Annotated in this window: 10 protein-coding genes; 5 read left to right on the forward strand and 5 right to left on the reverse strand. The window is 74.4% G+C overall.

Annotation, left to right across the window (positions count from 1 at the left end; all coding sequences use genetic code 11):
- Window positions 1–48 precede the first annotated feature (48 nt).
- From FHU28_RS09320 to FHU28_RS09330, 3 genes are all read left to right on the forward strand, one after another.
- Entirely contained in the window at window positions 49–1,191 is a 1,143-nt protein-coding gene (locus tag FHU28_RS09320; protein ID WP_260412866.1) for a putative Ig domain-containing protein, read from the forward strand.
- Window positions 1,192–1,288: 97 nt separating this feature from the next.
- On the forward strand, window positions 1,289–2,782 hold the full coding sequence (gatB, locus tag FHU28_RS09325; RefSeq protein WP_184682845.1) for an Asp-tRNA(Asn)/Glu-tRNA(Gln) amidotransferase subunit GatB: 1,494 nt from the start codon (window positions 1,289–1,291) through the stop codon (window positions 2,780–2,782).
- A gap of 108 nt (window positions 2,783–2,890) precedes the next feature.
- Window positions 2,891–5,239 (forward strand): transketolase-like TK C-terminal-containing protein, encoded by a 2,349-nt coding sequence (locus tag FHU28_RS09330; protein WP_184682847.1) that lies wholly within the window; start codon window positions 2,891–2,893, stop codon window positions 5,237–5,239.
- Between the two features lie 27 nt (window positions 5,240–5,266).
- On the opposite strand, the gene FHU28_RS09335 is transcribed toward FHU28_RS09330, so the two are convergent.
- The 3 genes from FHU28_RS09335 to FHU28_RS09345 all read right to left on the reverse strand — a co-directional run bounded on the left by FHU28_RS09335 (window position 5,267) and on the right by FHU28_RS09345 (window position 10,010).
- Window positions 5,267–6,880: a metallophosphoesterase family protein gene (locus FHU28_RS09335; protein ID WP_184682850.1), complete on the reverse strand. Its 1,614-nt coding sequence runs from the start codon at window positions 6,878–6,880 to the stop codon at window positions 5,267–5,269.
- 53 nt (window positions 6,881–6,933) lie between these two features.
- Window positions 6,934–8,109, reverse strand: coding sequence for a PQQ-dependent sugar dehydrogenase (locus FHU28_RS09340; protein ID WP_184682852.1), 1,176 nt, complete (start codon window positions 8,107–8,109; stop codon window positions 6,934–6,936).
- 95 nt (window positions 8,110–8,204) lie between these two features.
- The gene (locus FHU28_RS09345; RefSeq protein ID WP_184682853.1) at window positions 8,205–10,010 is read right to left on the reverse strand and encodes a SpoIIE family protein phosphatase; all 1,806 of its coding nucleotides are present in this window, start codon (window positions 10,008–10,010) and stop codon (window positions 8,205–8,207) included.
- Window positions 10,011–10,153: 143 nt separating this feature from the next.
- Between FHU28_RS09345 and FHU28_RS09350 the strand changes: the two genes are divergently transcribed.
- The gene (locus tag FHU28_RS09350; RefSeq protein ID WP_184682855.1) at window positions 10,154–11,080 is read left to right on the forward strand and encodes a 2-hydroxyacid dehydrogenase; all 927 of its coding nucleotides are present in this window, start codon (window positions 10,154–10,156) and stop codon (window positions 11,078–11,080) included.
- Here the strand turns inward: FHU28_RS09350 and FHU28_RS09355 are convergent.
- Entirely contained in the window at window positions 11,074–11,457 is a 384-nt protein-coding gene (locus tag FHU28_RS09355) for a PH domain-containing protein (protein ID WP_184682856.1), read from the reverse strand. The genes FHU28_RS09350 and FHU28_RS09355 overlap by 7 nt on opposite strands.
- Before the next feature lie 386 nt (window positions 11,458–11,843).
- On the opposite strand from FHU28_RS09355, the gene FHU28_RS09360 reads away from it, so the two are divergent.
- On the forward strand, window positions 11,844–14,276 hold the full coding sequence (locus FHU28_RS09360) for an EAL domain-containing protein (RefSeq protein WP_311773553.1): 2,433 nt from the start codon (window positions 11,844–11,846) through the stop codon (window positions 14,274–14,276).
- Between the two features lie 11 nt (window positions 14,277–14,287).
- On the opposite strand, the gene FHU28_RS09365 is transcribed toward FHU28_RS09360, so the two are convergent.
- Window positions 14,288–15,310 carry a LacI family DNA-binding transcriptional regulator gene (locus FHU28_RS09365; protein ID WP_184682859.1) on the reverse strand — a complete coding sequence of 341 codons (1,023 nt, stop codon included), beginning with the start codon at window positions 15,308–15,310 and terminating at the stop codon, window positions 14,288–14,290.
- Window positions 15,311–15,593: the final 283 nt, after the last annotated feature.

Below are 15,593 nucleotides of genomic sequence, written 5' to 3' on the forward strand. Positions count from 1 at the left end.
CGGTTCCGACCGAGAGCTGGATGTGCGATGGGGACACTTCGCCCGGTCATGGCCCTGACGATGGTCGTCGCGTTGCTGCTGGGCGCCGGGCAACCGGCCGTCGCGCAACCGGCCACCGCCGCCACCGAGGCGGTCACCATCACCTCGGGCAAGCCCCGGCCGGTCATGTACATCGGGCAGGTGTACGCGATCCACACCGTCGAGGCCACAGGTGGCACCGCGCCGTACCGGTTGTCGGTGACCTCGGGCAGCCTGCCCCCGGGGATGCTCGTGGTGGGGACGTCGCTCGGTGGTGCGCCGACCACGCCGGGGACGTACACGTTCCGGTTGCGGATGACCGACAAGAACGACCTCTTCGACGAGCAGACGGCGACGATCGAGGTGCGCGAACCGAAGGTCGTCATCACGTCGGGCAAGCCCCGGTCGCCCATGTACCTGGGCCGGGTGTACGCGATCCACACGGTCGAGGCGACCGGTGGCACCGGGCCGTACCGGTTGTCGGTGACCTCGGGCAGCCTGCCCCCGGGGATGCTCGTGGTGGGGACGTCGCTCGGTGGCGCGCCGACCACGCCCGGCACGTACACGTTCACGTTGCGGATGACCGACAAGAACGACCGCTTCGACGAGCAGGACGCCACAGTCGTCGTCGCCGAGGCGGCGACGGCGTTCACCTCCGGCGACCCGCCCGCCGCCACCGTCGGTAAGCGCTACTCCTTCCGGTTCACCGCCGACGGTGACTCGGACATCGCGTTCTCCCTGGCCGCCGGGGCCCTGCCGGACGGCCTCACCCTCGACAAGGAGGGGCGGCTCAGGGGCACCCCGGGCAGCGTCGGCACGTTCGCCTTCACCGTCGCGGCGAAGGGGTACAGCACCAGCGCCACGAAGCAGGTGTCGCTGACCGTCGCGGCTCGGACCCCGAGCACCCCGACGGCGTCCCCGACCGGCTCGACGCCCGACCCGGCCGACCCGACTGCCACGCCGACCCCGGGCGATCCGGCCGCCACACCCTCGGAGAGCAGCCCCGCACCCCTGCCGACGGCCTCGCCGTCGAAGGTGAGCGGCGCGTGGCTGCCGATCACCGGCCCGGGCTCGCCGCTCGTGCTGCTGCTGCTGAGCGTCGTGGCCTTCTCCATCGGCGGCATCCTGCTCGTGCTGGCCTACAACCGCCGGCGGTTCACCACACCGGAGTGACGCCCGCCCGAGCCCGGGTAGGCGGAGCGGTAGGCTTGGCGGCGTTGTGTCCGGATGCCGCCGTGGGCCGGCTACCGCCTGCAAAGCTGGAGTTCTCATGACCACGACGCTGCCCGCGTACGACGAGGTCGTCGCGCGCTTCGAACCGGTGATCGGCCTGGAGACCCACGTCGAGCTGGGCACGAACACCAAGATGTGGTGCGGCTGCCCGACCGACTTCGGCGGCGAGCCGAACACCCGGGTCTGCCCGGTCTGCCTCGGCCTGCCCGGCTCGCTGCCGGTAGCGAACAAGGCCGCCATCGAGGCGACCATCCGGATCGGGCTGGCGCTGAACTGTTCGATCGCCGAATGGTGCCGGTTCGCCCGGAAGAACTACTTCTACCCGGACATGCCGAAGAACTTCCAGATCAGCCAGTACGACGAGCCGCTGTGCTTCGACGGCTACCTGGACGTCGAGGTGAACGGCGAGCTGGTGCGCATCGGCATCGAGCGGGTGCACCTGGAGGAGGACACCGGCAAGACGCTGCATGTCGGCGGCGCCACCGGCCGCATCCACGGCGCCACCGAGTCGCTCGTCGACTACAACCGGGCCGGCATCCCTCTGGTCGAGATCGTCACCAAGCCCATCCCCGGCACCGGTGCGCTCGCGCCCGAGGTCGCCCGCGCGTACGTCGCCGAGCTGCGCGACGTGATCCGTTCGCTCGGCGTCTCGGACGTGCGGATGGAGGAGGGCTCGCTGCGCTGCGACGTCAACACGTCGCTGAACCGGCCGGGCGAGGAGTGGGGCACCCGCACCGAGACCAAGAACGTCAACTCGCTGCGCTCGGTCGAGCGGGCGGTCCGCTCGGAGATGCTGCGGCAGGCGTCGGTGCTGGAGGCGGGCGGCCGGATCACCCAGGAGACCCGGCACTTCCACGAGGACACCGGCGACACCACGTCGGGCCGGTCCAAGGAGACCGCCACCGACTACCGCTACTTCCCGGAGCCGGACCTGGTGCCGCTCGCCCCGGACACCGCGTGGGTGGCCGAGCTGAAGGCGGCCCTGCCGGAGCTGCCGCGGCTGCGTCGCAAGCGGATCCAGCAGGGCTGGGGCCTGTCCGACCTCGACATGCAGTCGGTGGTCAACGCCGGCGCGGTCGAGCTGATCGAGGCGACGGTCGCCGCCGGCGCCACCCCTGCGGCCGCCCGCAAGTGGTGGCTGGGCGAGCTGTCCCGCCGCGCCAACGAGGCCGGCGTGGAACTGGCCGACGTGGGCGCGACCCCGGCCCAGGTCGCCGAGCTGCAGAGCCTGGTCGACGCCGGCAAGCTCAACGACAAGCTGGCCCGTACCGTGCTTGAGGGCGTGGTGGCCGGGGAGGGCTCGCCGACCGAGATCATGACCAACCGCAACCTGGAGGTCGTCTCGGACACCGGCGCGCTCACCGCGGCCGTGGACGAGGCGATCGCCGCCAACCCGGACGTCGCCGACAAGATCCGCAGCGGCAAGGTCGCGGCGGCCGGCGCGCTGGTCGGCGCGGTCATGAAGACCACCCGCGGCCAGGCGGACGCGAAGACGGTCCGCGAGCTGATCCTGGCGCGCCTCGGCGCCTGACGTGTAAGGAAGGGCCCCTTCTTAACGCCTGGTGCATGGGAAGGGGCCCTTCCTAACGCCTCACCCCCACTCAGTGGGCGTCAACGGCGACGCCCGGATGGAGAAACCGTGAACACCGACGTCCTCGACGAGATCCAGCGCCGGGTGCTCTGGCTCGCCACCCGCATCGTCGACGCGGCCAACCACGACCGCGACACCGGCGACGGGGTGAAGGTCGGCGGCCACCAGGCGTCCAGCGCGTCCCTGGTCACGGCGATGACCGCGCTCTGGTTCCACCACCTGGACGCCGAGGACCGGGTAGCGGTGAAGCCGCACGCCTCGCCGGTGTTCCACGCCATCCAGTACCTGCTCGGCAACCTCGACAAGGCGTACCTGCCGAAGCTGCGGGCACGCGGCGGCCTCCAGTCGTACCCTTCGCGCACCAAGGACCCGGACGAGGTCGACTTCTCCACCGGCTCGGTCGGCCTGGGCGCCGCCGCGCCACTGTTCGCCGCCGTGACCCGCCGCTACGTCGACGCGCACTTCGGCCCGCGCCCGCACTCCCGGTTCGTCGCCCTCATCGGCGACGCCGAACTGGACGAGGGCAACATCTGGGAGGCGGTCGCCGACCCGGCCACCACCGGCCTGGGCAACGTGATGTGGCTGGTCGACTTCAACCGGCAGTCTCTGGACCGGGTGGTCCCCGGCATCCGGATCAACCAGTGGCGCGGCCAGTTCGAGGCGGCCGGCTGGCACGTCGTGGAGGTCAAGTACGGCCGGAGGCTCGCCGAGGCGTACGCCCGGCCGGGCGGCGCGGCGCTGCGCGACTGGATCGACCGGATGCCCAACGAGCAGTACCAGTCGCTGTTCGGGCTGGCCGGGCCGGCGCTGCGCAAGCAGTTCCTGGACGGCGCGCCGGCCGAGGTCGCCGCGTTCGTCGCCGACATCGGCGACGACGAGCTGGGCCCGCTCGTCACCGACCTGGGCGGGCACGACACGCAGGCCATGCTCGACGCGTACGCCCAGTGCGACGCGGTCACCGACCGGCCCAGCGTCGTGTTCGCGTACACGGTCAAAGGCTGGGGCCTGCCGATCGCCGGCAACCCGCGCAACCACTCGGCGCTGCTCACCACCGAGCAGGTCGACGCGCTGCGCGCCGCGAACGGCCTGACCCCGGAGACCGAGTGGGACCGCCTCGACCCGGCGTCCCCGGCCGGCATCCGGGCCGGCGAGCGCCGGGAGGCGCTGTCCCGCGCGCCGCGCGAGCGGGCGCTGGGCGTCACCGTTCCGGAAACCACGCGGGTACGCGCCAACAAGCCCGTCTCCACCCAGGAGGTCTTCGGGCGGGTGCTGGTCGACCTGGCCCGCGATCCGCAGGTGGCGCCCTACCTGGTGACCACCGCCCCGGACGTGGCGACCTCGACCAACCTGGCCGGTTTCATCAACAAGACGGGCGTGTTCGCGCCGACCGAGCAGCGTTCCTGGACCGAGGACCGGATGCTGCGCTGGACCGAGAGCCCCGCCGGGCAGCACATCGAGCTGGGCATCTCGGAGATGAACCTGTTCCTGCTGCTGGGCCAGCTCGGCCTGTCGTGGGACCTGTCCGGCCAGCCGCTGCTGCCGGTGGGCACCGTCTACGACCCGTTCGTGCTGCGCGGTCTCGACGCGTTCCTCTACGGCACGTACTCCGGCTCCCGGTTCGTGGTGGCCGGCACCCCGTCCGGCATCACGCTGGCGCCCGAGGGCGGCGCGCACCAGTCCACCATCACCGCCTCGGTCGGCCTGGAGCTGCCGGGTGTGACGTTCCTGGAACCCGCGTACGCCGGCAGCCTCGACTGGCTGCTCTGCGACGCGCTCGGCCAGATCGCCGGTGGCGCCGCGCCCGCCGCCACGGCCGCGCCGGCCGAGGACGGGGCGTACTACTTCCGGCTCAGCACCCGGCCGATCGACCAGGCGCCGTTCGAGGCGGCCCGGACCCGGCTCGGGGACGCGGTGCTGCGGCGGCAGGTGGTGGCCGGCGCGTACCGGCTCGTGGACGCGCACCAGGCGTACCCCGAACTGGCTGACGCCCCGGTCGTGCAGCTCGCCGCCTCCGGCGCGGTGCTGCCGGAGGTGCTCGCGGCCGCCGCGGAGCTGGCGGAGGAGGGCGTGGCCGCGCACGTGGTCGACGTGACCAGCCTGGACCGCCTCTACCGGGCGTGGCAGCGGACGCTGCGCCAGGGTGTGCGGACCGCGACCGTGCCGAGCGTGCCGGGCGCGCTGCGGTCGGCGTTCGCCGACCGGGTGCCGGTGGTCACGGTGCACGACGCGGCGTCGCATGCGATGGCCTGGCTCGGCTCGGCGGTCGGCGCCCCGGCGGTGCCGCTCGGCGTGGACGAGTTCGGCCAGTCCGGCAGCGTCCGGGAGCTGTACGAGCTGCACGACCTGCTGCCGGGCAGCATCGTCAACGCCGCGCTGGCCGCGATCGCGCTGCGCTGACCCGCCGACCCCCGCGCCCCGGCGGGGTCAGCGGGTCGTGGTGGGGCTGGGGGTGGCCGTGCTCGGCGACGGCGAGCCCGAGGGGCCGCGGGTCGGGGTCGGGGTGACCGGCACCTGGTCGCCCTTGGCCGGGTCGCGGATGACGTGCCGCTCCAGGTTGACCTGCGACTGCCCGGTCCCGCCCACGGTGATCTCGTCGTAGGCCTGGAGCAGCTTCTGCTGGTCGAAGTAGAGCACCGTCATGGTCAGCGGGGTCGGCTTCTCGCCCTCCAGGCCGCGCAGCCCGGCCCCGCCGGTCGAGCCCTCCACCATCAGCGTGGTCGGCTGCTTGCCGGGCACCTCCGGCAGCTTCGACACCTGCCGCGAGTGGGTGTGCCCGGAGAGCACCAGCGGGCAGGTGCCGGAGAGCGGCCCGGCCGAGGCGGGGTCGTGCACCAGCGCGATGTCCACCTTGCGCGGCGACTTCTCGATCGTGGCGGCGAGCTGTTCGCCGGCGCCGATCACCTGGTCCGCGACCGCGGCGGTGAGGCCGCTGCCGGCCGGCGAGGTCTCCTTGTCCGGGGTGAAGCGGGGGTCGCCGATGCCGGCGATGGTCAGCCCGGCCACCGTCGTGATCGAGTTGTTCAGCACTATCGCGTTCGGCTGCTGGGCCACCGCCGCGGCGGTGCGGGGCGAGTCGTGGTTGCCGCGAATGAACACGTACGGCTTCTTGAGCAGGCCGATCGAGCCGACGAAGGACGCCTCCGGCTCGCTGCCCCAGTCGGTCATGTCGCCGGTGTCGATGACCACGTCGATGCCGAACTGCTCGACAACGGTACGGATCAGCTGCCAGCCGGTCGGGTTGAGGTGCATGTCCGACACGTGCAGCACCCGGGTGGTGCCGGGCGACGGCTGCACCACAGGCAGCGCGGAGACCGTGGTGTACAGCTTGCTGACGTTGCCGACCAGCCGCTGCAACTGCTCGGCGTACTTGGTGTAGTCGTTGGCGATCCGCCGCGCGTCGCCCACGATCGCGGGCGCGTTGACCAGCAGGCCCTCGTACCGTGGCTCCTCGATCGCCTGCGGGCGCAGCGTGGTCGCGGCCATCCCGAGGCTGCCGGCGGTGATGACGAGCGACAGGCCGCCGGCCCAGGCGGTACGGCGGACGTCGCGGAAGACCAGCGCGGCCAGGATCAGCGTGGCCAGCACCGCCGAGGCGAGCGTACGCAGCCCGAGCCGCATCACGCCGTCGCGGACGTCCTGCACCGCCGACTGGCTGGCCCGGCTGATGCTGGCCGGGTCGTCGATCAGCGCCTCGGTGCGCCCCTGGTCGAGCGCGCCCACCTCGACGGTCAGGTACGCCGGCCCGTCGTGGCTGTCCAGCAGCAGCGCGCCCAGCGGCGGGATGTCGACTGTGGTGCCGCCGCTCAGCGACGGGCTGAGTTTCAGCTCGGCCCGGAACGGGCCGATGTCGGTGCCGACGTGGCCGCCCGCGTACGTGCCGACCACGATGCCGCCGAGCGTGACCGCGAGCAGGGCCAGCACGACACCCAGCCGGCGCAGCCGGTGACCGGGCCGCCAGTCCGCCCAGCGGCGGGCACGCCCCCGCGCGGGTGACGTCTCGTCCCCCGCGCGGTGCTCTTCGTTGTCGTGGCCGTCCATGCTGAGATCCTGACCTGCCCCTTGAGCGATCTTGACAAACCCGTCGAACCGGATCAGCTCCGGCCGGCGCCCCCGTCGGCGAAGACCAGCCGCAGGAGGCGGTCGTCCTCGGCGGCGGGCCGGCCCCGCCCGTCCCGGTTCGAGGTGCTCACCCAGAGCGAGCCGTCCGGAGCCACCGCCGCGGCCCGGAGCCGGCCGTACTTGTCGGTGAGCAGGTCGCGCGGCTGGCCGAGGACGGTCCCGTTGCCGGCCAGCTCCACCAGCCAGAGCCGCTGCCCCCGCAGGCAGGCGGTGACCAGCAGCCGATCCACGGCGGCCAGGCCGGAGCAGGAGGCGTCACCGGTGGGCCACTGCGTGATCGGGTTGACGTAGCGCCTGTCGTCGCTGCGCCCCTCCACCCGGGGCCACCCGTAGTTGCCGCCCTTGTTGATCGGGTTGATCTCGTCCCAGGTGTTCTGCCCGAACTCCACCGCGTACATCTTCTTGTCCGGCGTCCAGGCGAAGCCCTGCACGTTGCGGTGCCCGGTCGACCAGACCGGCGACCCGGCGGTCGGGTTGCCCGGCGCCGGCTTGCCGTCCGGGGTGATCCGCAGGATCTTGCCGCCGAGGCTCTTCGCGTCCTGGGCGTTCTCGGTGCGCCCGGCGTCCCCGGTGCTGGCGTAGAGGAGGCCGTCCGGGCCGAAGCCCAGCCCGCCGCCGTTGTGCGTGCCGGCCTTCGGAATGCCGGTCAGGATCGGCGTCGGCACCTGCCCGAGCCGCATCTTGGCGATCCGGTTGTCGTTCTCGGCGGTGTAGTAGACGAAGATCGTCCGGTCCCGCTCGTACGCCGGGGAGACCGCGATGCCGAGCAGGCCGCCCTCGCCGCCGGCGGCCACGTCCGGCACGGTCTGCACCGGCCGCACGGCAAGCCCGTCCGGGCCGGACTCCGGGCCGACCTGGAGGATCCGCCCCTTGTCCCGCTCGGTCACCAGCGCCGCGCCGTCGGGCAGGAACGTGATGCCCCACGGCACCTCCAGGCCCTTGGCCAGCACGGTGGCGACCACCTGCTGGCCGGCCCCACCCGGGCTGGCGGTGCTGGACGGGCTCGGCAGGTTGGGCGGAGCGCCGGCCGGGTCCGGCTCGGGCTTCCCGAGGGCGCAACCGGCGCTGCCCAGCAGCAGCGCCGCGCAGGACACCGCCAGCGCCGTGCGGAGCCGGCGGACGCGGGGGTACGGAAGAGGCGCTCTCACCCGGCCCAGCCTAGCCGGGCGAAGCGCCGAACCGGGCAGGTCGAGCGTCGTTCGATCGGCCTGTCGAACAGGGCGGAGAAGCCGGACCGGTCCGCTCAGCCGGCGCGCAGGGCCAGCAGGGCGACGTCGTCCTCGCGGCGGTGCGCGGCGGCGAGCAGCCGATCGCAGAGGAGGTCCAGCGATCCGCCCGGCCCGTTGGCGCCGAGGTGGGCGAGCAGGTCGGCCTGCCCCTCGTCGATCGGCCGGTCCCGGCGCTCGATCAACCCGTCGGTGTGCAGCAGCAGCGTGTCGCCGGGGGCGAGGACCAGCGTCCGGCCGGTACGCCGGGGCGCGCGGGCCAGGCCGAGCAGCGGGCCGCGTCCTTCGGCCACCGCGACCGTGCCGTCCGCCCGGACCAGCACCGGCGGCGGGTGCCCGGCGTTGCACCAGGAGACCCGCAGCCCGTCCGCGTCCGGGCGGATCCGGGCCAGCACCGCGGTGGCGACAGTGGGCACCCGCAGCCCGCCCATGGCCCGGTCGAGCTGGGCCACCAGCTTCTCCACCGGGTCGTCGCGCCCGTACGCGTTGCCGCGCACCAGGTTGCGCAACTGACCCATGGTGGCCGCCGCCTCGATGTCGTGACCGGCGACGTCACCGATCGCGGCCACCAACTCGCCGTCGGGCTGGACGAACGCGTCGTACCAGTCGCCGCCCACCTCGACCCGGTCCGCGACCGGCAGATAGCGGGCGGCCAGCTCGATCCCCGGCACCGTCGGCAGGGTGGGCAGCATGCTGTGCTGGAGCACCTCGGCGACGTGGCGCTGCTCGCCGTAGAGGCGGCTGTTGCCGACCGCCTGTCCGGCGCGTACCCCGATGTCCTGGGCGGTGCGCAGGTCGCTGTCGTCGAAGCCGCGCCGGCCCGGACGGTTGACGAGCGTGACGGCCCCGATGATCCGGTCCCCGGCGGCGGTGATCGGCACGGTCAGGTGGGAGCCGACGCCGAGCCGCTCGGCGAGCGGCACCAGCTCCGGGCGGGTGCCGCCGCGCGCCACGTCCGCCAGCCCGGCCACCGCGCGCACCACCGGCCGCCCGGTGCGCAGCACCGACCGGATCTGCGACTCCGGGCCGAGCCCGGTGACCAGCAGCTCGGCGAAGCGGGCGAGGTCACCCTCCCGGTCGGCGTCCCGGTGCAGGCCGCTGACGCTGCGCGGGCGTCCCGCCGGGTCGACGAGCGTGATGAGGCACCAGTCGGCGAGCAGCGGCACCATGGCGTGCCCGAGCCGGTCGACCGCAGTGGCCACGTCGAGCGTGCCGCCGAGCATCTGGCTCATCCCGGCCAGCATGGCGAGCCGGTCGTGCGCCTCCTCGGCCCGGCGGCGGGCCTCCTCGGCGCCCCGGACCGCGATGCGCAGCCGCAGCTCCGAGGAGCACGCGGCCGCCAGGTCGGCGAGCGTACGCAACTGCTCCGCGGTCCAGGCCCGGGGCTTGCTGTCGATCGCGCAGAGCGAGCCGAGCACCCGCCCGTCCAGGTCGGTGAGCGGCATTCCGGCGTACGCCACCACGCCCAGGTCCTCGATGGCCAGGTTGAGGCGTACCCGGGGGGAGAGGCGGGCGTCGGGCAACACCAACGGCATTTCGACGTCCACCACGTGCTGGCAGAACGAGTGGCTCAGCGGTGTCTGCCGGCGCGCCGCCCAGGGCTCCGGCAGCCCGGTCGCGCCGGGAAAGAACTGCCGGTCGGCGTCGACCAGGGAGACCAGCGCGACAGGCACGTCGAGCAGGTCGCCGACCAGCCGGGCGAACCTGTCGAACGCCTCGTCGGGTACGGCGTCGAGCCGGGTCTCCCCGAGCGCACGCAACCGGTCGGGATCGGCCAATGCGGGAATCGGCACGGACATCCGCCCCGGGCCGTCCTCGCTCATCGCCACCGCCCTCAGCAACCGTAACGCCCGGCCGGCGTCCCGTTTTCGGTTATACCCCGCTGGGACGTCACTCCATTCCCGCCGCGGTGTTCGTCACGGGTCACGCCGCGCCCGCCGTCCCGGGGCCGATATCGTCGGCGGTCGTGAAGGCATGGATCCCGCACCCCGAGGGCCTCCGGCTGCTCGGCGAGCCACCGCCCGGCGTCACCGTGGAGCTGCTGGCGGACCCGGACCGGCTCCCGTCGTCCCCGGACGGGGTGCGGTTCTGGGTACCGCCGTTCCTGTCCGGCCCGGACGCCGGCGCGTTCCTGGCCCGGCTGCCGGACGTTGAGGTGGTGCAGCTTCTCTCCGCCGGCGCGGACGCCTGGGTGGGGCGCGTCCCGGACGGCGTGACGCTCTGCGACGCCCGGGGCGTGCACGACTCGCCCACCGCCGAGTGGGTGGTGGCCGCGATCCTGTCCTCGCTGCGCGGGTTCGCGCCGCTGGCCCGGGCGCAGGCGCGGCGCGAGTGGGCGTACGACGAGGTGGCGCCGACCGACGAACTGGCCGGCAAGCGCGTGCTCATCGTGGGCGCCGGTTCGATCGGCACGGCGGTGCGCGACCGGATCACCCCGTTCGAGGTGAGCTTCACGCTGGTGGCCCGTACGCCGCGACCGGACCAGGGCGTGCACGGGGTGGACGAGCTGCCCGCCCTGCTGCCCGGGGCGGACGTGGTGGTGCTGCTGGTGCCGCTGACCGACCAGACCCGGGGCCTGGTCGACGAGCGTTTCCTGGCCGCGATGCCGGACGGCGCGTTGCTGGTGAACGCCGCACGGGGGCCGGTGGTCAGCACCCCGGCGCTGCTCGCCGAGCTGACCTCGGGGCGCCTGCGGGCGGCGGTGGACGTCACCGACCCGGAGCCGCTGCCCGCCGACCATCCTCTGTGGGAGCTGCCGAACCTGCTGCTCACCCCGCACATCGGCGGCTCGGTACGCGGTCTGCTGCCGCGGGCGTACCGCCTGGTGGCCGAGCAACTGCGCCGGTACGCGGCCGGGGAGGAGCTGACGAACCGGGTGGTCGACGGCTACTGATCGTTCGCCTCACCGGGCAGCTCCTGCCCGGTGACGGCGATCAGGTGGGGCAGCTCGGTGGCGCGTACCGCCGGCAGCATGACGACTTCGCCGTCGTCGAGCCGGGCGAGCGCGCGGCCCCGGGCGTCGCCGGCCAGTTCGGCGACGCGCGTCCACGGCACCCGGCGTTGCCCGGCGAGCGCCCGCAGCCGCAGTTCCGAGGCGTCGGCGTCGGTGCCGGAGCGCCACGCCCAGACCGCGACCGCGACCGGGACGAGCAGCACCCAGAGCAGCCACCAGCGGGCGGTGGCCAGTGGCAGCGCGCCGATGGCGGCGACGATCGCGGCGACCAGGATGGCCTGGTTGTGTCGGAAACGGACGGTATCGGCACGGCTCACCCTCCGATGATCCCACCCGGCCGACTCCCACCACCCCTCGCCCCGGCAGACCGGCGTCCCATCCCCCCACGCTCGTCCGTAGCGCGCCCGCCTCCCGGTGCAAGCCGCTCTCATTCCCCGTTCCATCGCCGCCGTCAGCTCTGGAGATCTTGGCACGTCTCTGCCCTCCCGAGGGCGATTGCGTACCAAGATCTGGCGCGAGCGGGCCCCTATGGGTGGGGTGTGACGCATGTCACTGGTGTGGTGACGTCACCGGGCGCTTCCGGGATCGTTTCTAGGCATGGCCGCAGCGGTCCCCGCCGATGCGTCCCGCCTGCCCGACCCCGCACGTCGTACCGCGAACCGCAACCGCACCGCCCCCGTGCCCCCTCACGAAGGCGACCGCCGTGCCCGTCCCCCCTCCCGCCGGTCCCCGTCGGCGGCCACCCCTGTCCGATGTCGCCGTATCGCTCACCGGCGCGGTCTTTCTCCTGGCGGGCGTCGCCGGGCTCCTGCCCGGTCCGGCCGCCGCCGCGCTCGCCGTCGCCGGTGGATCCGCGCTCGCCTGCGTCCGGCTCGCCTGGCTGGCCGGCGGAGCGCTGCCCGCCGCTCCGAGCGACCTCACCCCGAACGTGCCGCCGACCGTCGACGCCCGAACCACCGAATCGCCAGCCCGGAGCGCGGGCACCGGGCCGCCCGAGCACCGGCACGCCGCCTCGCCGGCCCGGCCGGCCGGGCACCGGCACGCCGCCTCGCCCGGCGTGCCGCCCGAGCGTCGGGACGGCACCGCGCCGGGCGTGACGACCGGGCGGCAGGCACGCCGGGTCGCGCTGTCCCGCCGGGTCGCTGCGATCCTGGACGCCGCCGTCCTGGTCGCCGGGCTCACCGTCGCGGTGCTGCCGCTGAGCGATCCCGCGCACCGGCTGCCGATCGCGCTGACCGGGCTGTGCCTCACCACGCCGCTGTACGTGACGGCGCTGCTGCGCCTGCCCGGCCGGTCCCGGATGTCCGGCCCCGAGTTGGTGCGCCGTGGCGTCGACGTGCTCGCGCTCGGCGTCAGCCTGGTCTTCGCCGGCTGGATGCTGCTGCCGGGCGGCCCGGTCCGGGCCGTCGCCGGGATCGCCGCGTCGGGCGGCGCGGTGCTGCTGGCCGTACTCGTGGTGGCGGCCCTCGCCGAACGCCGCCGCCGGCCGGGTGCCGCGGGCTGCCACGCCGGGGCGGCGCTGACGCTCGGCGGGCTGACGCTGCTGGTGGTGCTGCTGGCGTACGACGCGCCGGAACGGGCGCTGCCGGTGGTCGCGGCGCCGCTGCTGGCGGGAGCGCTGCTCACCGTCGCCGGCCTGCGGCGCGCCTGGGCGGGGGAGCGGCCGGGCCGGGACCTGGCGCCGGCCGCCTGGCCCCGCCTGACCGCGCCAGCCGGGATCGCCGCGCTGGCCGCCGGTGTCCACCTGTGCGCGGTGGGGGAGTTCAGCACCGGCGCGATGGCCCTGGGCCTGGCGGTCATTCCGCCGATCATGGCGGGGGAACTGCTCGCCGCCGCGGACCAGCGTCGCCGGGTGCAACGGCTCGCGGCCCGTGAGGCGTGGTTGCGGCGCCGGCTCGGACCGGACGCCCGGGCCGCCGAGCCCGCGCCGTTGACCCGCGCGGATCTGGTCCGGGCGATGGCGCAGCGCAGCGGCGGCGCCCTGCTCGTGGTCGACCTGCACGGCGAGGGCGCCGCCGTGCCGGAGGGACCGGTCCTCACCGAGGTCGCGCGTCGGCTCCGGGCCGGCGCCGAGACGCGTGATCTGGTCGTCCGGCTCGGCGACACCGAGTACGCGATCCTCACCGACCTCGGGCCGGTGCTCGCGTACGCGCTCGGCACGCGGCTGCTGGCAGCGCTGACCGAGCCGTACCCGCGGCCGTGCGGGGCGGCCCGGGTGCGGGTGAGCGTCGGGCTGGCCGAGACCAGCGGCGGCGAACCGGAGGACGTGTTGCGCCAGGCCGACCTGGCCCGCCGCCGGGCGGTGCAGCTCGGCCGGGACCGGGTCGAGTGGTACGACGCCTATCTGGAGGAGCAACTGGTCCGGCGCCTGGATCTGGAACGGGAGCTGCCCGGGGCGGTGGCGCGCGGTGAGCTGGACCTGGTCTACCAGCCGGTGGTGGCGCTCGCGGAGCGGGTGCCGGTCGGCACCGAGGCGTTGCTGCGCTGGCGCAGTCCCACGCTGGGCACCGTGCTGCCGGCGGAGTTGCTGCCGGTGGCGACCGACCTCGATCTGGTCGGCGAGATCGGGCGCTGGGTGGTGGACCGCGCCTGCCGCCAGCTCGCCGCGTGGTCGGAGGGGGGCCGGGAGCTGTGGATGGCGGTGAACGTGACGCCGCGCGAGCTGGCCGCGCCGGACTTCGTCGCCCGCACCGCTACCGCGCTCGCCGCGTACGACGTGTCGCCGGAGCGGCTGGTGGTGGAGGTGGCCGAGCCGGGGGTCAGCGCCGAGTTGTCCACCGTGGTGGCCCGGCTCGCCGGGCTCCGCTCGATCGGCGTGCGGACCGCGCTCGACGACTTCCGCGCCGAGCACGCCTCGCTCGCCCAGCTCCGCCGCCTGCCGATCGACCTGCTCAAGGTGGGCCCGCACCTGGTCGGGCCGGGTGGGGACGGGCAGCGTCCGTTGATCGACGTGGTGGCGAACCTGGCCGACCGGCTCGGTGTGGAGCTGGTGGTCGAGGAGCTGGAGTCGGAGGGGCAGGTGGCCGGGGCACGGCGGGCCGGCTGCCGGTACGGGCAGGGCTTCGCGCTGGCCCGGCCGGCGACCGCCGAGCGGGTCGAGGCGTGGTTCGAGGAGTTCCCGTCCGCCGCCCGATGAGCTGAACCGGTTCAGCGCTCCGTACGAGGTGGTGCGGTGCTGCCGCGCGGCGTGAGGTGCGCGGTCTCGTCCTGGACCACGGCGGCCGGCTCGCCGGCGATCACCGCCAGGAGTTGCCGGGCGGCGTGCGCGCCGTACGCCGGGATGTCCCGGCCCAGCGCGGTCAGCGGCGGGTGCACCAGCCGGCAGAGCGGCGAGTCGTCCCAGGCCACGATGGACAGGTCGCCGGGGACGGTCAGGCCCATCTCCTGGGCCACCGAGAGCCCGGCGATCGCCATCACGTCGTTGTCGTAGATGACGGCTGTCGGCCGGGCGGCGGAGCTGAGCAGCCGCCGGGTGGCCCGCGCGCCCTCCTCGCCGGTGTAGTCGGACCAGACCGTCTGCGCCTCGTCCAGCCCGAGCCGCCGGCACACGCCGGTGAACGCCTCGGTGCGGATCTCGGTGTGCAGCAGCGACGGCAGCCCGCCGACCCGGGCGATGCGCCGGTGCCCGAGCGCGACCAGGTACTCCACCGTCTCGGCCAGCGCCGCCGCGTCGTCGGACCAGACGCTCGCCAGGCCGCCGGTGTGGCCGGGGCCGCCGATCACCACCGCCGGCAGTTGCAGCTCCTCCAGCGCCGGTACCCGCCGGTCGTCGGTGCGCAGGTCGCAGACGAGCACGCCGTCGACCCGGCGTTCGGCCCACCACCGCCGGTACACAGCGATCTCGGCCTCCTGGTCGCTGACCACCTGGAGGGTGAGCGCGTACGAGCGGGCCGACAGCTCGGCCTCGACACCGCTGATCAGCTCCATGAAGAACGGCTCGATGCCGAGTATCCGGGCGGGGCGGCACAACGCCAGCCCGACCGCCTTCGCGGTCGCGCCGGACAGCGCGCGGGCGGCGCTGCTCGGCCGGAACCCGATCTCGGCGGCGATCGCGAGGATGCGCTGGCGGGTCGCCTCGGAGACGCCGGGCTGGCCGTTGAGCGCGTACGACACGGCGCCCTTGGAGACCCCGGCACGCCGGGCGACGTCGGCGATGGTCGGCCGCTTCACCGGAGCGTTCCTCCACTGTGTCCGGCCCTCGCGGGCGTTCTCGGTCGCCGGGCTCACCGGCGTCTGGTGACGCTACTGCACCGCCGCCGCGGCCCGGTCGGCGTGGGCTGCGGCCGGCCGCGGTGTCCGGCGGCCACTGCTTGTGCGGTTCAGCTTAGTGCGCATGCCGCTCTCCCCGGTCACCCGGTGTCCGGGCGAATGCGCCTCCACCTGCGGTCCGATAAGGCGGTGCGGTTACCGGACCGGCACGTTCGTAACCGCCCGTTGACAGCCCTGGGGGTGA

The sequence above is a fragment of the Micromonospora echinospora genome, assembly GCF_014203425.1.
GTDB lineage: Bacteria > Actinomycetota > Actinomycetes > Mycobacteriales > Micromonosporaceae > Micromonospora > Micromonospora echinospora_A.

Excerpts from the sequence above, each read along its gene's own strand:
- FHU28_RS09320 (WP_260412866.1), top strand. The coding sequence starts at position 49 with ATGGCCCTGACGATGGTCGTCGCGTTGCTGCTGGGCGCCGGGCAACCG.
- gatB (WP_184682845.1), top strand. The coding sequence starts at position 1,289 with ATGACCACGACGCTGCCCGCGTACGACGAGGTCGTCGCGCGCTTCGAA.
- FHU28_RS09335 (WP_184682850.1), bottom strand. The coding sequence starts at position 6,880 with ATGGACGGCCACGACAACGAAGAGCACCGCGCGGGGGACGAGACGTCA.
- FHU28_RS09345 (WP_184682853.1), bottom strand. The coding sequence starts at position 10,010 with ATGAGCGAGGACGGCCCGGGGCGGATGTCCGTGCCGATTCCCGCATTG.